Below are 21458 nucleotides of genomic sequence, written 5' to 3'. Positions count from 1 at the left end.
TCACAGCATGTTCCGGGACACTGGTTAGGCTGCTCGACGTTAAGCGATTTGCCGGAGCAAGACCATGCTTGATTTACGCCAGCTCGACCTGAACCTGCTGCTCGCCTTCGATGCCATTTACCAGCAACGCAGTGTCACCCGTGCCGCCGAAGTGATGTGCCTGTCGCAACCGGCCATGAGCAATGCGCTGCGCCGCCTGCGCGAATTGTGTGGCGATCCGCTGTTCATCAAAAGCCGTCTGGGCGTGACGCCGACGCTGGTCGCGCACCGTTTGGCGGACTATGTGCGCGCCGCCCTGGAATCATTGCGCGATGGTTTGCGGATGATTCCGGCGGCGCGGCAGAACAATCCGTTGTTACGCATCAGCTGCCTGGATTGCCTGCAACCGGTGCTGCTCGATGCCTTGCTCGAATCCCCCCAGGCCGACTGGCAGGTGCGCTATTTCCAGCCGCGCCGTCGCGATGCCTTGCAGGAGCTGGCCAGCGGCAAACTCGACATCCTCATCGACCTCGACCAACCGCTGGCCGGGCTCGCCGGGTTGCACAAGCAGGTGTTGCCGGCCGACCATTACGTGTTTGCCTATGGCACCGCGCTCAAGGAACCGCCGCGCACCCTGCAAGCCTTTCTTGAGCAACCGCAGATTCAGATTTCCAGCCGCCGCGACGGCCTCAGCCCGGTGGACTTGCATCTGGGCTTGAAAGGTCTGCGCCGAACGATTGCGGTGAACACCCAAAGCACACTGGCCGCCAAGCTGATCGCGGATCGGCAGCCCTTCGGCATGAGCCTGCCAAGCCGGGTCGCCAGCGTACTCGGGCTTCAACAGGTGCCGTTGCCGCTGGACGAATCGGTAGAACTGAAGCTGGCGCTGTACATCGAGGGCCGTTACCGCTTTGAACGCAGCCGTGAAGAAGCAATGCATTGCCTGCTACGCGCCTTGGGTGAGCCGCGAGCGATGATGCAGTCATTTGCGCGTCGCGCCTGATTCAAAAGCAACGCAGAACCCCTGTAGGAGCCGAGCTTGCTCGCGATGGGGCCATAACATTCAGCCTCTATGTGACTGATATGCCGCCATCGCGAGCAAGCTCGGCTCCTATAGGTTTTGCGGTGTTAGACCTGATCCACCGCGAGCAATCGCTGGTCCACCGCCAGGATCGCTTCCACCATCGCCAGCGCTGCCGGCGTCAAGGAATGACCGGGGCGGCTGACGATGCCGTAGTGCAATTGCAGGGCCGGGTCATCTCTGGGGATGTCGGTAAAAGTCAGCAAGTGGATATGCCCCTGGCTGGCCAGTTCATCGAGGGCTTCCATGGTCGCGATGCCGACGGCGTCGGAGTGCATGACCACCCGGCGAATCGCATCGAATTGCGCGCATTCGACGCTGGGGTTGAAGTCCGGCTCGCCCTGCACATCGGCGAGGATCTTGCGAATCATCGGCGGAATCCGGGTGCCGACCACGGCGTAGTCGAGCAGGGCGCGAAGGGGCAGGCGTTCACCCGTCGCCAAGGGGTGGCCGACGCGGCAAAAAAATCGCCCGCGACGGGGCCGCAACAGTTGCACCTGATACTGCGGATCACCGGTGAAGTAACGCGAATCGGCCACCAGAAATTCGATCTGCTGTTCACGCAGCCACAGCGCCAGTTGCTCCCAGTCGCCCAGGTGAAAGCTGGTGCGAATCGCCGGGTGCGCTTGAATGAACTGCGCCAGCGCCTCAGGCACCAACAGTTGCGCCGGGTAAGGACCGCAGCCGAAGTGCAGTTCGCCGCCCGTCAGGCCGTTGTATTGAGTCAGCTCGTTGTGCAGCGCCTGGCTGCCGGTGAGCAAGCGCCTGGCGTGTTGCAACACCAGTTCGCCCTGGCCGGTCAGGCGGAACTCGCGGCTGCTGCGTTCCACCAGGGCACAGCCGAGGTCCCGCTCCAGGGTCTGGATGCTGCGACTGAAGGCCGGTTGGCTGAGATTGATCGCCTCGGCGGCGCGGCCAAAATTACGGTAATCGGCGAGCGCCACGAGGTGGCGAAGCTGGCGTAGGTCCATCATGCGTCTCCTGCATTCCTGGAATACTTTTAATGCATTGGATCGATACCATGACCACTGGCATAACTACAACCCTGTTTACTCGTCGTAGCCTGCCATGCCTGATCAACCGTTCGTTTCCAGCGCCTTTACCCGCACCATTCTCAGCCACGCCCAACAGTCCGGTTTGTGCCGGGAGCAATTGCTGCAACGGGCCGGCATCAACTTGTCGTGCCACGATGGGCAAGGGCTGCCGGTTCCCGCGCACCTCGTCGAAAAGCTTTGGAGTGAATGTGAACGTCTGGGCGCGGGCGCGACGTTTGGCTGTGAACTGGTCAACGGGATGGCGACCAATTGCCTGCAAGGGCTGAACATTTTGCTGGACTCCGCCACGACCCTGCGCGCCAGCCTGGTCTGTTTCACCGAGTTCCTGCCACGTGTCACCAACTACGTGATGGCCGAACTGGAAGAGGCGCACGGGCAGGCCCGATTGCACTTGCGCGCGACGGACCAGCAACCGCATTTTTTCGGTCTGGATGCCGCGGCGTTGACCCTGGTGCGCAACATCGCCCGACGGGTCGGACGGGCGCCGGGCGAGGTGTTTGTCGAGGTCTGCCTCACGCCGCAACAGGCCGCGGGGCAGTGGTTACGCAGCGTCGGCATCGACGTGCACGAGGGGCCGCACCTGTGCCTGACAATGCCCTTGGCCAGCCTCGACGAACCGCTGCTGGGGGCCAATCCGTTCTTGCATCAAAGCATGCTCAGGCACTGGCAAACCGCCGCCGCGCACACCACCCGCAGCGACAGCCTGGACATGGCGCGGCATTGGCTGACGGCCGGTGATCAACCCATCGAACGAATTGCCGAACGCCTCGGTTACCGTCAGCCGAGCAACTTCATCCGGGCCTTTCGCAAACAGTTCGGCATCACCCCCAAACAGTTTCGCCTCTCCTTGTAACCACACCGGTCTGTAGCAGCTGACGAGCTCCAGCGAGGCTGCGTCCGGCTGCGAAGCAGTCGTGAGATCAGGCGGCGTGGTGTTTCAGTAAGACCGCGCGTGCCGGATTCACGACCGCTTCGCAGCCGGACGCAGCCTCGCTGGAGCTCGTCAGCTGCTACAGAGCCGGACGCAGCCTCGCGCTGCTCGTCAGCTGCTACAGGTCGAAGTGGCGGTGATGATTACTTTTTGTCGGCCATCGCTTGCGTGTCGGCACTGATTGTTGGGCACCGTGTCCGGGCTGAGTAAATCTGACCGGAGCCTAATAATGATAAGAAAAAGCTCGGCCACAGCCGGAGTCCGACCGCGACTTCACAGGCTTGGCCACACCCGCCCGCAACCGCTTGCGCTGGCGATCCTCGCTGTCTTGACCGGGCCGGCCCAGGCCACCAGTTACGAGATCAACGAGGACTGGAGCCTGTCGACCAAAACCACCCTGACCCTGGGCAGCAGTTGGTCGACACAAAACCCCGACAAAAGCCTGATGACCCGCGCCAACGCGCTGCAAGCCCAAGGCGTGCGCGCCAACGGCACCAGCGTCAGCGCCGACGACAACCGGCTGAACTTCGAGAAGGGCGACCCCATCTCGCAGATATTCAAGGGCCTCACCGATTTCAGTCTCGATGGCCAGGGCCAGGGGGCGTTCGTTCGCTTCAAGTACTGGTACGACCACGCCTACGAAACCGGCAATGGCCGCTTCAAGGATTTCGACGATTCGGGCTGGGATGACCTGTCGAAGTTCCAGGGTTTCAAGACACTCGACGCCTACGTCTGGAAAGATTTCCAGGTGGCCGACCACCCGTTGAACGTCAAGGTTGGCAACCAGGTGTTGTCGTGGGGCGAGGCGTTGCTGATCCAGAACGGCATCAACGTGATTAACCCACTGGACATCTCGGCGTTCAACCGCCCCGGTGTGGAAATCAAGGAAGGCCAGTTACCGGTGGAGATGGTCTCCTTCAGCTTCGGCCTGACGGACAGCCTCAACCTCGAAGGTTTCTACCAGTACAACTGGCGGCCCAGCGTACTCGACGGTTGCGGCACGTTCTTCGCCAGCAGCGATGCCATCCAGCCTGGTTGCGGGCCGTTGTATTTGAGTCAGGTGCAGACCGATCAACAAATGCAGGCCGCGGGGTTGTACGCCACAGCCCGAGGTAATGAATCACCGTCCGACAACGGTCAGTTCGGCTTCGCCTTGCGCAACATCATCCATTCGCTGAACGATGCCGAAGCGGCGATCTACTACATCAACTATCACTCGCGCCTGCCGTATTTCACCCTCAATGCGAAGAACACCAGCCTGCCCGGCACGTTCCCCGGCGGTGTCCAGGCGCCGAGTTATGCGGCGGCGTTTCCGGAAAACATTCACCTGTACGGCATCAGCCTCAACGGCGTCGAGCCCTACACCGGTATTTCCCTGGCCGGTGAATTGAGCTATCGGCCGAACATGCCACTGGCGATCAACGCACCGGACATCAACGTTGCGGTGATCTCCGGACCGGGCGGCAGTTCGTGGGTTGACCTGCCACCGGGCTTCAGCACGACCAATGGCAGTCGCTACGACGGTTGGGTGCGCAAAGGCGTCTGGCAGATGACCGGCTCGGCCACCCAGGCCATCGACAACGTGCTGGGCGCTACGCGCCTGAGCCTGTTCGGTGAGGCTGGTGTGGTGCACATCGACGACCTGGGTGACGAACGTCTGGGCCGCAACTCTGCGTTTGGCCGCAGTGCGCCGCGCAACGGCACGCTGTGCAACACCGTGGCTTCGGGCGTCACCAACCAGTACTGCACCGACAAAGGGTTTGCCACCGAGTGGTCGTGGGGTTATCGCCTGCGCGCCAGCCTCGAATACAGCGACGTGCTGCCCGGCGTCAACCTGATTCCGGCGGTCAACTGGCGACAAGACATCTCCGGTTATTCCTACGATCCGCAAGGGCCGTTCCAGGAAGGCCAGCAAGCGTTGGGCGTGAGCCTGACCGGCGTCTACATGAACGATTACAGCGTCGAACTGGCCTACAACGCCTTCTTTGGTTCCAACGATTACAGCACCCTCGACGACCGCGATTTCGCATCCGTCAGCTTCAAGGCAGACTTCTAAGGAGAACCGTTATGCGTATGCAATTGTGCGTGCTGGCGCTGGCCTGCACCGTCGGCCTGGCTCAGGCCAAAGGCACTGATTCCGCCGCGCTGGGCAAAACCCTGACCCCCATGGGGTCGGAAATGGCTGGCAATGCCGACGGCAGTATTCCGGCCTGGACCGGCGGCCTGGCGAGCAACGCCGGCAGTGTCGACAGCAAGGGCGGCTACAGCGATCCGTATGCGTCGGAGAAGCCGTTGTTCACCATCGACGCGAAAAACGTCGCGCAGTATCAGAAGTTTCTCAGCCCGGGGCAGATCGCGATGTTCAAGCGTTTTCCCGACAGCTACAAAATGAACATCTACCCGAGTCATCGCAGCGCCAACCTGCCCAAGGAGGTGTTGGCGCAGAGCCGCGACAACGTCGCCACAACCAGCATGGCCGATGGCGGCAATGGCTTGCATGGCTATGTGCACGGCATTCCGTTTCCGCTGCCTACCGAAGGCCTGGAGGTGATGTGGAACCACATGACCCGTTATCGCGGCGGCAGTTACGAGCGCATCAGCAGCTCGGCGCTGGTGCGTGAAAACGGCGCCACCAGTTACGTGCGCAACCAGTCGCTGATCAACTTCGCCGACACCGTCGGCGGGTTGGAGTCGGGCGCCAACATCCTGTTCATGTTCAAGAGCCGGGTGCTGGAGCCGGCGCGTCTGTCCGGCGAAGCGGTGCTGGTGCACGAGCCGGTCGACCAGGTGGCCGAGCCACGTTCCGCGTGGCAATACCTGCCGGGTCAACGCCGGGTTCGCCGTGCGCCGATGATCGCCTATGACAACAGCGCCCGTTACAGCAACGGCCTGATCACCGCCGACAATATCGACGGCTACAACGGTGCGCCGGATCGTTTTGACTGGAAGCTGATCGGCAAACAAGAGCTGTTCATCCCGTACAACAGCTACAAAATCGGCAGCCACAGCCTCAAGTACGACGAAGTGATCAAGCCCAACCACGTCAACCAGGACCTGGCGCGTTACGAGAAACACCGGGTGTGGGTGGTGGAAGCCACGCTCAAGCCCAGTGCCCGGCACATCTATGCCAAGCGAAGATTCTATGTCGACGAAGACAGCTGGCAGATCGCTCAGTCGGACCAGTACGACAGTCGCGGCGAACTGTGGCGCAGCGGCGAGCTGCACGCGATTCAGCAGTACGACCACGGCTTTACCTACAACGTGCTGGAAACGTCCTACGACCTGATCTCCGGGCGCTACTACGCCGGTGGTCTGGCCAACGAAGAGACTGAACCAATGCGCGTCGGCTTCGCGGCCACGACCGATGACTACACACCGTCGGACCTGCGGCGCTGGGCGAAGTAAATCGTATCTCACACACACCGCAAGTCCTTGTGGGAGTGGGCTTGCCCACGATGAGGCCTTCAGATTCAGCAGCTATGTTGACTGACACTCCGCCATCGCGGGCAAGCCCGCTCCCACAGGATTTCAGTGTTTGCATCCACCAGGAGATCAACCGTGCGCTACTGGATATCCGCTCTGGCCCTGGGCGCAAGCCTGGGCAGCGCTCATGCGACAACCCTCGATCAGCCGCAGGCGAAGGCGCTGGCGCAAGAGGCTTACGTCTTCGCCTACGCCACCGTCGAACATGACAAAGTGCTCAGCGCCATCGCCGCCAAATTGCCATTCAACCGGCTCTACAGCGAGCCGCGATTGCTGGGCCCGCAAGACAACAAAGTGGTGTCGCCCAACAACGACACGTTCTATTCACGCGCTGTGCTCGACCTGCGTGGCGAGCCCATGGTGCTGGACGTTCCGGCCGTGGAAGGGCGCTACTACAGTTTCCAGCTGGTCGACATGCGCACCGACAACCTCGATTACATCGGCACCCGCGCCACCGGCAACACAGCCGGGCGTTACCTGATTGCCGGGCCGGATTGGCACGGTGAAACACCGAGCGGTTTCAGGGGTGTGATTCGCTCGCCGAGTCGCCTGGTGTTCCTGCTCGGGCGCACCGAGGTCAAGGGTGAGGCGGACCTGCAAGACGCAGCGAACGTGCTGACGGGCTACGCCTTGGCGCCGTTGTCCAAGGTGACCGGCGGGGTAGCACCGGCAGCGTTGGCTCCGTTGCGATTGCCCGCCTATCAAGACACCAAACAAGGCCCGGCCCAGGCATTGTTCGCCACCTTCAATACCTTGGCGCCGCTGCATGAATGGACGCCAACCGAGCGTTCGAAACTTGAACGCTTCGCGGCCATTGGGGTGAAGCCGGGTGCCGCGTTCGAACCGCCGGCAGCGCTGAGCGAAGCGATTGCCCAGGGTGCCGAGGCCGGGCGCGAGCAAGTCCGGGCGGCGTCGAGCCAGGTGTCGGTGGAGCAACAAGGCTGGTTTCGCTCACCGACCAATGTCGGCAAGTTTGGCGACGACGACCTGACCCGTGCGGCGGTTGCCTGGCGCTATATCTACGCCAATGATCCGGTGGAAGCGGTCTACCCGATGGCCTTGCACGATGCGCAGGGCCAGACGCTGGATGGGCGTAAAACCTATCGCCTGCATTTCCCCGCGGGGCAATTGCCGCCCGTGAATGCCTTCTGGTCGTTGACCCTCTACGACGGCAAGACCCAGTTGCTCGCCGCCAATTCGATCCAGCGTTACGCCCTGGGTGATCGCAGCCCTGATTTGCACTATGACGCCGACGGTGGCTTGACCTTGATGCTGCAACCCGATGCGCCGACCGCCGCACAGCAGGGCAACTGGCTGCCGACCCCCGAGGGGCCGTTCAATGTGTTGTTGCGTTTGTACCTGCCCAAGGCCGGTGCGCTGGATGGCAGTTATCAGCTGCCGACGATTGCGAGGGTTGAGCCATGAATATGATGTTCAGTCGCCGCCGCATGCTGGGCAGCATGGGTGTGCTGGGCGGCAGTCTGGTGTTTCCACGCTGGTTGTTGGCCGCAGAATCCGATGACCTTCGAGCCATCGCGCAGGAGGCGTGGATCTACGCCTACCCGATGCTTATGCATTACCAGACCCTGGAAAAACAGCTGCTCAATCCCGCCGCGCCGGAATACGTCGGCGGCTTCAATCGCTTCCGTCACTACAGCGAGTTGTACACCCCGAAGAACCGCGAAATTGTCACCCCGAACAACGACACGCCGTACTCCTGGGCCTGGCTCGATTTGCGCAGCGAACCGCAGGTGCTGAGTGTGCCGGCGGTCGATAAGGATCGCTATTACGTGCACCAGTTGGTGGACCAATACACGCACAATTTTGCTTACGTCGGCGTGCTCAGCACCGGTCGCGAGGCGGGGGATTACCTGATCGCCGGGCCTGACTGGCAAGGGCCGACGCCACCCGGAATCAAAGCCGTGCTGCGCAGCGAGACCGAGATCGTCATGGTGCTGGGGCGCACCGGCCTGAAAAACGCCGAAGACTTGCCGGCCGTGCGCGCGTTGCAGCAGCAATACCGTTTGCGTGCCCTGCATGAATACACCGCCAGCGCTGCACCGATCGCGGCGCCCGCAATTGACTGGCCGGCGTGGGACAGTAAAAGCGGATTGGGGCCCTCTTTCATTGCCGTGTTGAATCAGATCCTCACGCTGTGCCCGACTCAACCGCCCGAGCGGGCATTACGTGCCCGTTTCGCCCGCATCGGCATCGTGCCGGGCCAGGCGTTCGATGTTGATGGGGTATCGGTGGAAACCCGTCAGGCGTTAATCGCCGGAATCGCCAATGCCCAGGCGCAACTGCAAACCGCGGTGAGCCAGGTGCGCACTACGCTGGGCCTGTTTGGCACCCGCGAAGCGCTGCACGGTAATTACCTCAACCGCGCGGTCGCGGCGCACGTCGGCATCTACGGCAACAGTGTCGAAGAGGCGTTCTACACCGGCAGTCGTCAGGACAATCAGGGGCAACCCTTACAGGGCGGGCGTCAATATCGACTGCGTTTTGCGCCGGGGCAATTGCCGCCGGCCAGCGAGTTCTGGTCGTTGACCTTGTATGACCTGCCGGACCGGCAATTGGTCGCCAACTCGATTGATCGTTACTGCCTGAGCAGCCGCGATTCGTTGCTGGCGGATGCGGACGGCGGGTTGACGCTGCTGATGCAGCCTTCTGCACCACAAGTCCAGAGCAACTGGCTGCCGACGCCGGCGAGTGGGGCGTTTACGCTGGTGCTGCGGCTATACGGGCCGCAACAGCAGGTGATCGAACAGCGATGGAAGATGCCGGCGGTTGAAGTGGTTCCTGTGTAAACCGATAGACCGCCATCGCGGGCAAGCCCGCTCCCACAGGTTGAAATGTATTCCACTGTGGGAGCGGGCTTGCCCGCGAAGGGCGCGCCGCGGTTTAAGGCGTCACGATATTGAACTGCGGACTGAAGCTATCCAGGCTGCCCATCAATTGCGCAATCTTCTTCCCGTTCCCCTGTAACTTGATCAACCCCTTCTGAATCGCCGTCGGGAAGTCCAGTTGCTTGAGGCTGATCTGCTCCAGTGTTGCCTTGCTCATGCTCACACCGGCATCGGCCTGAGGGTTGAGCCCGGCGCGGTGGGTCAGTACGCCATTGCGCAGGGTCAGGGTGAAGTCCTTGTTCTGGTCTTCGAACGTCCAGTTCAGGGTCATGTCGTGGCCCACGGCTTTGTCGCTGTCGAGGCGAATGGCCAGGAAATCGAAGAACATTTCAGGGCTCATCGCTCGCACCATGTCCCCCGACACCGAGCTACCGGCGTGCGCTGGTACACCGTTGCGCAGTTCCATGGCGCCGGTCAGGTACATGTTGCGCCACGTGGCGTTTTCGCTTTGATAACCCATCTGTTCCAGTGTCTCGGCCTGAGCCTTGCGGGCGTCCGGGTTCTCCGGGTCGGCGAACAGTAACTGGTTGCCCAATTGCGCGGCCCAGCGGTAATCACCCTTGGCCATCGACGCGTACATTTTCTCCAGCACCGCCGCTTGGCCACCCATGGCCTCGACACTGCGTTTGGCGGTTTCCACCGGCGGCAACGGATTGAGATTGGCCGGGTTACCGTCGTAGAAACCCAGGTAGCGTTGATACACCGCCCGCACGTTGAAACTCAACGAGCCGTAGTAACCCCGGGTGTACCACTTCTGGTCCAGAGTGCCCGGCAATTTCTTGATGGCGTCGGCGACTTCCAGCGGTGTCAGCCCCTGGTTCAACAGATGCAGGGTGCGGTCGTTGAGGAAGGCATACATGTCACGCTGATCGGCCAGGAACGTGCGGATCCGCTCGCCACCCCAGGTCGGCCAGTTGTGCTGGGCGAATAACACGTCGCTCTTGTCACCGTAGCGCGCCAGGCTGCTGTCCAGGTATTGCGCCCAGGCCTTGGCGTCACGCACTTGTGCGCCACGCGGGGTGAGGATGTTGTGCATCATCTGCGTGGCGTTTTCCGCCATGCACAAGGCCCGCAGTTGCGGCAGGTACAGGTTCATTTCCGCCGGCGCTTCGGTGCCCGGCGTCAGTTGGAACTCCACGTCCAGGCCCGCGATGGTGCGGGTCTCCAGCTCTTTTTCGATCAAGTCGGTGGGCGGGATCAGGGTGACCGTGCCGCCGCTCGGCGAGCTCTTGCCCAGGCCCGCGTCGACCTGGCCACGCTCGCCACGGGGCAACAGGCTGCCGAACTGATACTGCGCACGGCGGCTCATCGCGTTGCCGGCGAACACGTTTTCGCTCATGACGTGTTCCATGAACCCGACGGGGGCGAACACCTTGACCTTGCCTGCCTTGACGTCGGCCTCATCGACCACGCCGCGCACACCACCGAAGTGGTCGACGTGGGTGTGGCTATAAATCACTGCGACCACCGGTTTGCGTGGGCGGTTCTGATAGTACAGCTCCAGCGCCGCTTTCGCGGTTTCGGTGACGGTCAGCGGGTCGATGATGATCAGCCCGTCGTCACCTTCAATGATGGTCATGTTGGCCAGGTCGAGGCCGCGCACCTGATACAACCTTGGGCTGACTTCGAACAGCCCGGCATGGGCACTGAGTTGCGCCAGGCGCCAGAGGCTGGGGTTGATCGAGTCCGGGTTTTTGTCCTTGGCCAGGAAGTCATAGGCTTGTACATCCCAGATGACCTTGCCGGCCGCCTCCTTGATCTGGCCCTTGAAAGGTGCGATCAAGCCCTTGCTGACCGACTCGTAATCGGTGCGGTCGCTAAAGGGCAGTTGTTGCAGGACCGCCGCATTGTTGGCCGCGGTTTGTGCGCTGGCGGCGACCGGTTCATCGGCGGCGGCCACCGATTGCGCCAGGCAAGCAGTAATCAGGCAGGCCAACAGGCCACGAGGGCTTAAAGTGAAACGAGGCATGGTGTCTCCGTTTTTTATGGTTATGGTCAGACCAGCCTCCGAGGGTAAGTGGGCAGGCGGGAAGGGCAGCAATCGGCACCGGACAAAAAACATGCAGGGCCGCTATCCTTGCTTCACGTTGATCAAACAGGTTTGCCCATGCTTCAGGTCCAAGGCGTCTACAAAAGCTACGCCACCCCACAAGGTCCGTTGCCGGTGTTGCAAGGCGTCGACCTGACCCTCAAACCCGGCGGCAGCCTGGCGCTGATGGGTGAATCGGGCAGCGGCAAAAGCACCTTGCTGCACTTGATTGCCGGCCTGGACAAGGTCGATCAGGGCAGCATCCGCAGCGGTGAACATCGTCTGGAGCAGATGAGTGAAGGCCAACTGGCCAACTGGCGGCGCACTGAAATCGGCCTGGTGTTCCAGCAGTTCAACCTGATCGGCAGCTTGCGCGTCGAAGACAACCTGGCGTTTCAGGCACGGCTGGCGGGGCGGCACGATCCGCGCTGGCAGGCGCATCTGGTGCAGCGCTTGGGCTTGAACGATGTGCTGCGCCGCTATCCCGAGCAACTGTCCGGCGGGCAACAGCAGCGTGTCGCCCTGGGGCGCGCGTTGGCGTCGAAACCCGCATTGCTGCTGGCCGACGAACCCACTGGCAGCCTCGATGAAGCCACCAGTGACGAGGTGCTGAAGTTGCTGCTGGAATTGCTCGACAACACACCCACCACGTTGTTAATGGTCACGCACAGCCCACGGGTGGCTGCGCGGCTGGCGGAAAAAGTGGTGTTGCACGGTGGTCGTCTGGCTGGCACGGACGAACGCTGAGGTGCGGGTTTTTCGCGAGACGCTACGGGCGCTGCTCAGCCATTGGCGACAGCACCCGGTGCAATTTTTCAGTGTACTGACCGGGCTCTGGCTGGCCACCGGTTTGCTCACGGGCGTACAGGCGTTGAACAGCCAGGCGCGGGAAAGCTATGCCCGCGCCAGTCAGTTGATCGGCGGCGAACCACAGGCCAGCCTCAGCGGGCCCGATGGTGGAACGTTTTCTCAAGGGCTGTTTGTCGAACTGCGCCGTTCAGGCTGGCCGGTGTCGCCGGTGCTGCAAGGCCGAGTGACGCTCAAGGGCCATGAAGACCAGCGCTTGCAACTGATGGGCATCGAGCCGGTGTCGCTGCCCCCCGGGTCATCGGTGGCGGGGCAAGCGTTACCGATTGAGCAGATTGTCGAGTTTTTCGGTGCGCCGGGCAGTACCTGGATCTCACCGCAGACCTTGCAGGTGTTGGGGCTGCACGAAGGCGAACGGCCGATGAACGCGAATGGCGTGGCATTGCCGCCGCTGCGCGTTGAAACCGACATGGCGCCCGGTGTTTTGCTGGTCGATATTGGCTTCGCTCAGCAGATTCTGGGTCTGCCGGATCAACTGTCACGACTGTTGTTGCCCAAGGGGTTCAGCGCCTCGATACCTGAGGCATTCAAGGGCCAACTCCAGTTCAAGACCCGTGGCGAGGAGAACAATCTCGCGCGCTTGACCGAAAGCTTTCACCTGAACCTTGATGCGCTGGGGTTTCTGTCATTCGTGGTCGGTTTGTTCATTGTTCACGCGGCCATCGGCCTGGCGCTGGAACAACGCCGGGGACTGCTCAGGACCTTGCGTGCCTGTGGCGTCAGTGCCCGAATGCTCATCGCGTGCCTGGTGGTTGAGCTCGGCGCTCTGGCGCTGATCGGCGGCCTCGCCGGTGTGGTCAGCGGCTACCTGTTGGCCAGTGTGCTGTTACCGGACGTCGCCGCCAGCCTGCGCGGTTTGTACGGCGCCGAAGTGGCGGGGCAGTTGAGCCTCAGCCCGTGGTGGTGGCTCAGCGGAGTCGGCCTGAGTGTGCTCGGTGCGTTGCTGGCCGGCGCGAACAGTCTGCTGCGAGCGGCGCATTTGCCACTGCTGGCGCTGGCCGATCCTCAAGCCTGGCATCAGGCTCATGCGCGTTGGTTGCGGCGCCAGGGCTGGGTGGCAGCGATGGCGGCCGTGATTGCGCTCAGCGCCTTGATCTGGGGCGACAGCCTGGCCAGTGGCTTTGTACTGATGGCGGCGCTGTTGCTCGGTGCCGCACTGGCGCTGCCGGTGGTGCTCAATGCCGCGCTCAACCTGGTATTGCCGCGCAGTCATTCAGTGCTCGGCCAATGGTTTATCGCCGATTGCCGGCAGCAATTACCGGCCCTGAGCCTGGCGTTGATGGCGCTGCTGTTGGCACTCGCGGCGAATATCGGCGCCGGCAGCATGACCGCCGGTTTTCGCCAGACCTTCAGCAACTGGCTCGAACAACGCCTGACGGCCGAGTTGTACATCAATCCGCAAAACCCGGCGCAGTCTCGCGAACTGCACACGTGGCTCAAACAGCAACCGAACGTCTCGGCGGTACTGCCTAGCTGGCAAGTATCGATCCAGTTGCAAGGCTGGCCGGCGGATATTTTTGGCGTGATCGACCATCCGACCTATCGCCAGCACTGGCCGTTGCTGGAGGCCTTGGGCGATAACCCATGGGATCAACTGGCCAGGGACGACACACTGATGCTCAGCGAACAACTGGCCCGACGTCTGAAGGTGCGGCTCGGCGATCACCTGACGATTCCCACGCCGAACGGTTCGTGGTCGCCGCGCATCGTCGGAATCTACGCCGATTACGGCAATCCCAAGGGCCATCTGCTGGTCAATGTCAGCCATCTGCTGCGGGGCTGGCCACAGCAAGCCCCCAACCGCTTTAATCTGCGTATCGAGCCGGAATCGATCCCCCCGTTCATCACCGCGTTACAGGCACACTTCGCGCTGGACGACAGCCGTATCGTCGACCAGGCGCGGCTAAAGGGCTGGTCGACGCAAGTGTTCGAACGCACCTTCGCCGCCACCGCCGCACTCAACAGCCTGACCCTCTGCGTGGCGGGCGTGGCGCTGTTTATCAGCCTGCTGACCCAAAGCCAAAGCCGTCTCGGGCAACTGGCGCCGTTGTGGGCGCTGGGCGTGACGCGTCGGCAATTGATGCTGCTCAACCTCGGGCAAACCTGGTTGCTGGCGCTGTTGACGCTGGTGCTGGCGTTACCGCTGGGGATCGCGCTGGCGTGGTGCCTGGACGCGGTGATCAACGTTCAGGCGTTCGGTTGGCGCCTGCCGTTGCGGGTTTTTCCGCTGCAACTGATGCAGTTGATGGGGCTGGCCTTGTTGGCGACATTACTGGCGTCGGCGTGGCCGCTGTACGCGCTGTATCGCACGCAACCGGCGGACCTGCTGAGGACCTTTGCTCATGAGGATTAACCTCGGCGTGGTGTTGCTGGTGCTTCTGTTGAGCGGCTGCGATAACCCGGCGCCGGATGAAAAAGGCTTCGCGGGTATGGGCGGTGAGGCGGCGGCTTTTACCCCGGTGGTGCCCGGTCGGGTGTTCAACTTCCCGGCAGATCATGGGCCACATGACGGCTTTCGCATCGAGTGGTGGTACGTCACCGCCAATCTCAGGGACGAGCAGGGCCGCGAGTTTGGCGTGCAATGGACACTGTTTCGCAGCGCCTTGAAAGCAATGCCCGAGGTGGCGGGGTGGGGTAATCAGACAATCTGGCTGGGGCACGCCGCCGTGACGTCGGCGACGGTGCATCATGCTGCCGAACGCTATGCCCGTGGCGGTGTGGGGCAGGCAGGTGTGAGCGTGGCTCCTTTTGATGCCTGGATTGATGACTGGCGTTTCAGCAGTCAACGTTCTGATCCTTTAGCGGATCTTCAACTCAGTGCCCGGGACAAGGATTTTGGCTATCAACTTCGCCTGACGTCCAGCCGTCCGCCGGTGCTTCAGGGCGACAAAGGCTTCAGCCAGAAATCCGAACAGGGCCAGGCGTCGTACTACTACAGCCAACCGTTTTTCCAGGCCAGCGGCACGCTGGAAATCGATGGCAACACCTATCAAGTCAGCGGCCCGGCCTGGCTCGACCGCGAATGGAGCAGCCAGCCGCTGACCGCCAATCAGACCGGTTGGGACTGGTTCTCGCTGCACCTGGACAGCGGTGAGCAGGTGATGCTTTATCGCATGCGCAACAAGGAAGGCGCGCCGTACCTCACTGGCACCTGGATCGACGCTCAGGGGCAGACGCAGCCATTGCACGCCGACGACATCCGCCTCACACCGCAAGACACCGCCAACGTCGCTGGCCGTTCGATGCCTGTGCGCTGGTCGATCAAAATACCCGGCAAACACCTCGACCTCACCCTCAACGCCCTTAATCCAAACGCCTGGATGGATTTGCGCATTCCCTATTGGGAAGGGCCGGTGCAACTGAGTGGCAGCCACGCGGGGCAAGGCTATCTGGAAATGACCGGGTATTGAGTCGCAGCTTTCGGTAGATCGCGGGCTAAGTCGAGCATGTTCACGACGCGCTGCGTGCCACTCCCTTGACCTGGCGCAAGGAAAGCGCCAATAGCACCGACGGTGGTGAATACCTCGCAGAAGAAACTTCGAACACTCCTTGAACTGCGTCTATGCTCATGGGCACGGATCGCGTCGGCGCCTGAGCCAGAGCGGTCTGTTGTCATTTATTACCAAGGAATGTATCGCCTATGAAACTCCACGCACTGACCAAAGCCATCACCCTTGCTACCTTGCTGTCTGCCGTCAGCCTTGGCGCCATGGCGGCGGACATTCCGCTGTCTAACGTGGTGGAAGCGGCAACGATCACCGCTGATGTTGTCTCGGTCGACGCCAAAAGCCATCAAGTCACCCTTAAAGGGCCAGAAGGTAACGAGACGACGCTGCAACTGACCGACAAGGCGAAAAACCTTGCCAACCTCAAAGCTGGCGATAAGGTCACAGTCGAAGTTGCCCGCTCCGTTGCGGCTTATCTCGACACCGACGTCGACAAGGGCCTGCCAGGCTCCACCGAGCGCACGGGCGAAGTCCGCGCGGCACCGGGCGGTTCCATGCCTGCCGGCGAAGCTTACCGTCAGGTTCAAGTTCAGCTGAAAATCACCAAAATCGATTTGGCAAAACATGAATTGACCTTCGAAAACCCGGCTGGCCAGTCCAAAACTGTTGAAGTGGTAGAGCCGAAAGTTCAAGCGAAACTCAAGGACCTGAAAGTAGGGCAAACCGTTGTTGTCACCTACACAGACCTTCTGAAAGTGACCAGCGCACACTAAAATTGAGTGTTGGCTCTATAAAAAATGATTGTTCTTGTATAACTTTTTGTACAAGAACAATCAGTTTTAATGAACGGGTTGGTGAGTTTTATTCATTCGTCTGAATAGTATTTCATCCGACATGTTGTTAAACATTGTGTTTATAAATTTCATGTTCGCGAGGCGGACATCTTCACCTGCTTCTATTAAACTTCCCCCGTTCGTCCAGTGTCATGGCTCTTTACCAGTGCATGGAATGCCGAGGCTGTTGCACTGGGCGAACACTTTTTGGCAGCGCGTATGCGACGTGCTGACAATGAATACATAAAAAACGGGCGATCACTGGATCGCCCGTTTTTTTTTGCAGTCACTCTGCGGTGTCGTCGTGTCGTGCAATGCGTCGAGGGCGCATTGATGCCGATGTCGGGCATGTATCGAGCCAATGGGTCAAAGGGGCCAGCGCACGGTTCAAATGACCATCAGATTCCCGTACGCGGTGCTCCCGCCTGCATATGCCCGGCCTCATTTCCTTCGGAAATTTCCTACATTTTTGTAGTGTGCCTCTTTGCTATAACCAAAGCCTCAAAATGTAACGTGGTTCATAACCACTCAACGTCTGGGGTAAGTTTATTTATGCCTACTGATCCGCCATCGAACAGTCCAATGCCTAACGTTTTGCGACCGGCGTCCCCCAACAATCCTTCCGGTCATCAAAAATCAACGCGAGGCCCAATACTCGGTCAAGGGGCAACCTCTGCATCATCACCTCCCTTCACCATGCCCACTGGCGTGGTGATCGCAGCGACCAAACCTGCGGCGTCAAAAGCAGCTCCCTTTCAAATCCCTAAACTCTGCCCCCAGTGCAAGACCAATCACACGGGTGCTTGTACGCTTAAAAAGTCGACACCGACCCCTTCAATCGCTAGAAAATCTGTTCCTGCTCAAGAGGTCTTTGACAAATACAAGACCGGCTACGATGCAACAGATAGAGTTTTGCCCTTTACCATCATGAAGGATGTAACAAACGACTCGCTGGTTTTTTCTGATAAAAAAGCCAATCAAAAACAAATGGATAAAGCATCGAATAAAAAGTTTACCCTCCGGCACTACACCACCTCAGTCGATGGGCCGCCTAGATTTAACGCGATTGAACCGAATTTTGAGTTGGTTAACAAAGGGGTGAAAACACTTCATCGGACTCAGGCCAGCAACACAAATGAAGACGACTGGAACCGCTTGGGTAATACAGCCTTCACGTTCTTTTTGTTAGCCATCGACGGGAAGGTTTCCGGGCGAAAATTTTTAGCCCAGGCGACACATTATGCGGAAATTGATGTGGAGGACTCCGGCCAGTTGTCCGCCCTGGGACTCGATACGGCTGAGTTTTTTGCATCTGCGGATTTGTTGCATGAGAAGGATTTAACTAAGACCAAGGTGGTTAAAGGCCCGTTAACGGAGTTTAAGTCTTTAATGCTTGCCAGTTCAGGGGTTCAAGCAATTCAGTTGGGGTTGATGGGGCCGGAAGTTTTGCTTCGTTCGATTGATGAGCAGTTTTTAGGAAGTCTGGAGGTTAAAATTCCGGGTTCGGTAGCGGTGGGGCGGTGGGTAGCGGTTTAGAGCGAGAACGGGGGAGGGTTTATTATCTTTTGTGAAAATAAATCTGTCCCTGAGAAATCCCCGCTTTTTCCTACGAGAAATCAAGAAGTTGGGAATTGAAGAGACCTGCATGGGTCGGCAGCTTGTATTGCACCACACAAAAACAAGATCCCGATCCCATGCAGGCTATTCGATTCTTACACAGCGCGCTCGCTCAAGCACTTCCCACTGTCCATTCCCATCGTCTGAAAACGCTGATGTGTTGTGTCAGTTCATTACTGCGAGGCCGTCGTCTAACTCTGACAGGACTTGGTCGATTCATGTCAGGCAAGGCTTATCCCAAGCACGCGATTAAACGAGTGGATCGGTTGTTAGGAAATCGTCACCTCCAAACGGAGCGCTCGCTATTTTACTGGGTCATGTTGCGAGCCTTGTTGGGGTCGCTGAAACGCCCGTTAATCCTGGTCGATTGGTCGCCGATTGATGCGGCGGGAGATTTCTCTCTGTTGCGCGCAGCCATCCCATTGGCTGGACGTTCCTATCCCATTTACGAAAGCGTTCACGAGCGCGAAGGATGACCGACATATCAAAAGCGATTGCTGCAAACGTTGGCCGAAATGCTCCCTAAAGACTGTGTGCCGGTTCTTGTGGCCGATGCGGGTTTTCGTCGGCCCTGGATCAAGGCTGTCGAGGCGCAAGGCTGGTATTACGTAGCTCGGGTACGCAACCGCGACCTCTACCGCAGCGACTCGAACACCTGGCTACCGGTGAAAAATCTCTACGCTCTGGTGTCATCTTCACCGAAGTCGCTGGGCCATATCGAGATGACTCAAAGCGCGCCACATTTTATTCATTTGTACTGCGTCAGGCACCGAGCCAAGGGGCGAAAACACCAGCGCGTCACCGGATCAATCGCCAAAAACAAACTCAGCAGGCAATCGGCCAATCGTGAACGAGAGCCTTGGTTGCTGGCCAGTAATCTGCCGGAGGATCAATGGAATCCATCGAAAATCGTGGCGATTTATAAGCAACGGATGCAGATAGAAGAAGGCTTCCGGGATGTAAAAAGCGAGCACTTTGGCATTGGCATAACTCACCATCGAAGTTGCTGCCCACGCCGAATTGAAGTGCTGTTACTGGTCTCGGCTTTGGCCAACTACATTATCTGTTTAACCGGGTTACAGGCTCGCGAAGCAGGTCATGAACATCGCTTTCAAAGCAATAGCCTAAAACGCCGGAGGGTGTTGTCGCTATGGCGACTTGGGTTGGAATACTGGCGCAGCGGAAGCGGCTCAAAATCTCGAAAAACCTTAGAGAGACTTGAGCGCGCGTTGCGAAACGAGGTGCATCAACAGGCGCATGTGTTGGACTAGATTTGTGGGGATCTCTCAGAATCCGTCCCCTTTGTTTATGTTTTTTCTGTCATTCTTCGAAAGAATGAGTTGCTACCTGTGACCAATTGTTTTTCTGGATAAGCTCTAGAGATGGGTTTTCCGTCTCGAACTCTACAAGCAATGTTAGGAAGCTATTTTCGTTGCTATCAGCGTCGCTGGGATTTAACCAGCCCATCTCGCACTCTTCGCAGTGCAAATATAATCTTTCATTCGTAGTATCGTGAGTGATAATCAGCCTTCCTTGCTTGCAGGCTGGGCAGTTTTTGTACCAATAATACTTTTTCATTTTTATTCCGCAGGATAAGAGGTGATTATTTTGTTAGTTCCAGGGACTAGTTTCATTTCAAGATTGTAAAATAATTTGCCCGCGTCTGCTTCGCCGCCTCCAGAACGACCTACCATTTTTCCCATCGGTACTTTTAATGTTCCTGTCGCGTCCGGTTTAATTCCATCTGTCTGAGCTTTCCTCCAAGCCTCATTGGTCGCATCGACTCCATCACCATAGAAAACCCCATGTTGAGGCTTTGCGGGATTATCGACATTGTGAAGTTGAACATGATCTATTCGGCTTTGGCCTTTGTACTTCCCTTTCGCGGGTACTACGCTTTTCCAATCTAGCTCTTCAGCAGGAGCTGGAGCAACCGGTGATGACTCTGCGACTGAATTAGCCGTTGGGTCATTGGCTCCATTCCCTGAACTGCCTGGACAACCGCTGCTCAACCCCAACGGATCCACCCACCCCGTAGGGTTAGGCACGTACTGGTAGTTGTTCAACCCACCCGCAAGCTTGATCGGATCCGGCGTCAGATACCGCCCGGTCCCCGGATTGTAGTAGCGATGCCGGTTGTAGTGTAAGCCCGTCTCCGCATCGAAGTACTGCCCCTGAAATCGCAACGGGTTGTCGATTTCGGCAACATCGAGTGCAGCGAGATTGCCATAAGCGCGGTACTTGGCAGACCACATGATCTCGCCGCTGTAGTCGGTGAGCTCTTGCGGCGTCCCCAGATGATCGAGCTGATAGTAAAACGGCGTCGCCTTCAGTGGACCTTCGCCATCCAGCATCACCAGCGGACGGAAACTACCCGGTTCATAAACGTAAGTGCGATAGCGGTTGTCAGCGCTTTCGGCGACGAGGCGTTCGCCTTGCCACAGGAATTCGGTGGTACTTCCGTCGACGATTTTTTCGATGCGGCGGCCGAAGGCGTCGTATTTATAGGTCGCAACGCTACCCCCCGGCAGGCTGGCACCAATCAAGCGGTGCTGGCAGTCGTAACGGTATTCGGTGACGAGTTTCTGTCCGGTGCCGCGACGTTCGCGAGTCAGGTTGCCGTAGGCGTCGTAGTCGTAGTGGCGGTCGCCTTGCATGAGCAGGCGGTTGCCTTTGACGTTGGCCAGGTTCGCGGTGGGCTGGTCGCCTTGGCCCAGCAAGTTGCCGGCGGGGTCATGGGCGAAGCTTTCCGGGGTGCTGCCACGGACGTTGATCAGGCGGTCGAGCGGGTCGTAGTGGTAGCTGCGATTGCCTTTGCGGCTGTCGTCGATCCCGGCGAGGTTGCCGTTGGTGTCGTAGGCGTAAGTGAAAAGGGGACGGATTTATTTTCTTTCGATGAAAATAAATCCGTCCCCTTTATTGTTGCTTTATTGTTTTGCTGGCCTGTTTTTGGTGAGTTAAAGTGGATAGTCACAACGCCATGGAGCTGTGAACAACTCTGGGTTGACTTGGTTGTTTTTCAAAAAGCTATTTATTTCTTCTTCTGAATTCAACTCTTCAAAATTTTCTATATTTATGTCGCGGTCATCTATGCCGTCGCTTGTTTCGAGTGTCTCAATAGGTACTGAAAATATTATGATCGCGTACCGAGAGTTTTTTGAATTGTTTATAAAGTCATAGTATCGAAAAGGATCGTTCGTTAGAAATTTATATTTGTAAATTGCATATATC

At 59.0% G+C, this 21458-nt stretch carries 14 protein-coding genes and 2 pseudogenes; 12 read left to right on the top strand and 4 right to left on the bottom strand.

Translation table 11 applies throughout. The features are described from left to right. Positions 1-64: 64 nt before the first annotated feature. Positions 65-982 carry a LysR family transcriptional regulator gene (locus tag BMS17_RS02795; RefSeq protein WP_046027915.1) on the top strand — a complete coding sequence of 306 codons (918 nt, stop codon included), beginning with the start codon at positions 65-67 and terminating at the stop codon, positions 980-982. A gap of 125 nt (positions 983-1107) precedes the next feature. On the opposite strand, the gene BMS17_RS02790 is transcribed toward BMS17_RS02795, so the two are convergent. Then, entirely contained in the window at positions 1108-2034 is a 927-nt protein-coding gene (locus BMS17_RS02790; protein WP_256577130.1) for a LysR family transcriptional regulator, read from the bottom strand. A gap of 94 nt (positions 2035-2128) precedes the next feature. Here BMS17_RS02790 and BMS17_RS02785 point away from each other — a divergent pair, with 94 nt between their 5' ends. From BMS17_RS02785 to BMS17_RS02765, 5 genes are all read left to right on the top strand, one after another. After that, positions 2129-2968, top strand: a complete 840-nt coding sequence (locus BMS17_RS02785) for a helix-turn-helix domain-containing protein (RefSeq protein ID WP_077430379.1) — start codon at positions 2129-2131, stop codon at positions 2966-2968. 307 nt (positions 2969-3275) lie between these two features. After that, positions 3276-5102 (top strand): DUF1302 domain-containing protein, encoded by a 1827-nt coding sequence (locus BMS17_RS02780; RefSeq protein WP_077430378.1) that lies wholly within the window; start codon positions 3276-3278, stop codon positions 5100-5102. Positions 5103-5113: 11 nt separating this feature from the next. Then, positions 5114-6451, top strand: coding sequence for a DUF1329 domain-containing protein (locus BMS17_RS02775; protein WP_077430377.1), 1338 nt, complete (start codon positions 5114-5116; stop codon positions 6449-6451). Positions 6452-6604: 153 nt separating this feature from the next. Continuing rightward, positions 6605-7954: a DUF1254 domain-containing protein gene (locus BMS17_RS02770; protein WP_077430376.1), complete on the top strand. Its 1350-nt coding sequence runs from the start codon at positions 6605-6607 to the stop codon at positions 7952-7954. Next, positions 7951-9336 carry a DUF1254 domain-containing protein gene (locus tag BMS17_RS02765; protein ID WP_077430375.1) on the top strand — a complete coding sequence of 462 codons (1386 nt, stop codon included), beginning with the start codon at positions 7951-7953 and terminating at the stop codon, positions 9334-9336. Before BMS17_RS02770 ends, BMS17_RS02765 begins: the two co-directional genes overlap by 4 nt. 94 nt (positions 9337-9430) lie before the next feature. On the opposite strand, the gene BMS17_RS02760 is transcribed toward BMS17_RS02765, so the two are convergent. Next, complete coding sequence (locus BMS17_RS02760; RefSeq protein WP_077430374.1) at positions 9431-11404, bottom strand: alkyl/aryl-sulfatase; 1974 nt, start codon at positions 11402-11404, stop codon at positions 9431-9433. Between the two features lie 138 nt (positions 11405-11542). Here BMS17_RS02760 and BMS17_RS02755 point away from each other — a divergent pair, with 138 nt between their 5' ends. The 6 genes and pseudogenes from BMS17_RS02755 (at position 11543) to BMS17_RS02730 (ending at position 19498) form a co-directional block, all read left to right on the top strand. After that, positions 11543-12211: an ABC transporter ATP-binding protein gene (locus tag BMS17_RS02755; protein WP_077430373.1), complete on the top strand. Its 669-nt coding sequence runs from the start codon at positions 11543-11545 to the stop codon at positions 12209-12211. Position 12212: 1 nt separating this feature from the next. Beyond that, positions 12213-14684 (top strand): ABC transporter permease, encoded by a 2472-nt coding sequence (locus BMS17_RS02750; RefSeq protein ID WP_077430372.1) that lies wholly within the window; start codon positions 12213-12215, stop codon positions 14682-14684. Further along, entirely contained in the window at positions 14674-15741 is a 1068-nt protein-coding gene (locus BMS17_RS02745) for a lipocalin-like domain-containing protein (RefSeq protein ID WP_046027826.1), read from the top strand. Before BMS17_RS02750 ends, BMS17_RS02745 begins: the two co-directional genes overlap by 11 nt. A gap of 230 nt (positions 15742-15971) precedes the next feature. Continuing rightward, complete coding sequence (locus BMS17_RS02740; RefSeq protein WP_046027825.1) at positions 15972-16550, top strand: hypothetical protein; 579 nt, start codon at positions 15972-15974, stop codon at positions 16548-16550. Between the two features lie 642 nt (positions 16551-17192). Then, entirely contained in the window at positions 17193-18146 is a 954-nt protein-coding gene (locus BMS17_RS02735) for a hypothetical protein (RefSeq protein ID WP_139348057.1), read from the top strand. A 158-nt stretch (positions 18147-18304) separates the two neighbouring features. Then, a pseudogene (locus BMS17_RS02730) lies at positions 18305-19498 on the top strand (IS4 family transposase). Positions 19499-19547: 49 nt separating this feature from the next. Here BMS17_RS02730 and BMS17_RS02725 read toward each other — a convergent pair. Next, the gene (locus BMS17_RS02725; RefSeq protein ID WP_077430370.1) at positions 19548-19805 is read right to left on the bottom strand and encodes a hypothetical protein; all 258 of its coding nucleotides are present in this window, start codon (positions 19803-19805) and stop codon (positions 19548-19550) included. Between the two features lie 2 nt (positions 19806-19807). Continuing rightward, positions 19808-21091: pseudogene (locus tag BMS17_RS02720) on the bottom strand (RHS repeat domain-containing protein); the annotation flags it as partial. Positions 21092-21458: the final 367 nt, after the last annotated feature.

It is taken from the genome of Pseudomonas sp. C9 (assembly GCF_002000165.1).
In the GTDB taxonomy this organism is placed as follows: Bacteria; Pseudomonadota; Gammaproteobacteria; order Pseudomonadales; family Pseudomonadaceae; genus Aquipseudomonas.
Note: the sequence above shows the minus strand (reverse complement) of the source record. Positions and strands in the feature narration are given on the sequence as shown.

What these genes read in the sequence shown, in the direction of transcription:
- BMS17_RS02725 (WP_077430370.1), bottom strand. Translation starts at nt 19,805, where the DNA reads ATGAAAAAGTATTATTGGTACAAAAACTGCCCAGCCTGCAAGCAAGGA.
- BMS17_RS02785 (WP_077430379.1), top strand. Translation starts at nt 2,129, where the DNA reads ATGCCTGATCAACCGTTCGTTTCCAGCGCCTTTACCCGCACCATTCTC.
- BMS17_RS02765 (WP_077430375.1), top strand. Translation starts at nt 7,951, where the DNA reads ATGAATATGATGTTCAGTCGCCGCCGCATGCTGGGCAGCATGGGTGTG.
- BMS17_RS02735 (WP_139348057.1), top strand. Translation starts at nt 17,193, where the DNA reads ATGCCTAACGTTTTGCGACCGGCGTCCCCCAACAATCCTTCCGGTCAT.
- BMS17_RS02775 (WP_077430377.1), top strand. Translation starts at nt 5,114, where the DNA reads ATGCGTATGCAATTGTGCGTGCTGGCGCTGGCCTGCACCGTCGGCCTG.
- BMS17_RS02780 (WP_077430378.1), top strand. Translation starts at nt 3,276, where the DNA reads ATGATAAGAAAAAGCTCGGCCACAGCCGGAGTCCGACCGCGACTTCAC.
- BMS17_RS02760 (WP_077430374.1), bottom strand. Translation starts at nt 11,404, where the DNA reads ATGCCTCGTTTCACTTTAAGCCCTCGTGGCCTGTTGGCCTGCCTGATT.
- BMS17_RS02745 (WP_046027826.1), top strand. Translation starts at nt 14,674, where the DNA reads ATGAGGATTAACCTCGGCGTGGTGTTGCTGGTGCTTCTGTTGAGCGGC.
- BMS17_RS02795 (WP_046027915.1), top strand. Translation starts at nt 65, where the DNA reads ATGCTTGATTTACGCCAGCTCGACCTGAACCTGCTGCTCGCCTTCGAT.
- BMS17_RS02790 (WP_256577130.1), bottom strand. Translation starts at nt 2,034, where the DNA reads ATGATGGACCTACGCCAGCTTCGCCACCTCGTGGCGCTCGCCGATTAC.
- BMS17_RS02755 (WP_077430373.1), top strand. Translation starts at nt 11,543, where the DNA reads ATGCTTCAGGTCCAAGGCGTCTACAAAAGCTACGCCACCCCACAAGGT.
- BMS17_RS02740 (WP_046027825.1), top strand. Translation starts at nt 15,972, where the DNA reads ATGAAACTCCACGCACTGACCAAAGCCATCACCCTTGCTACCTTGCTG.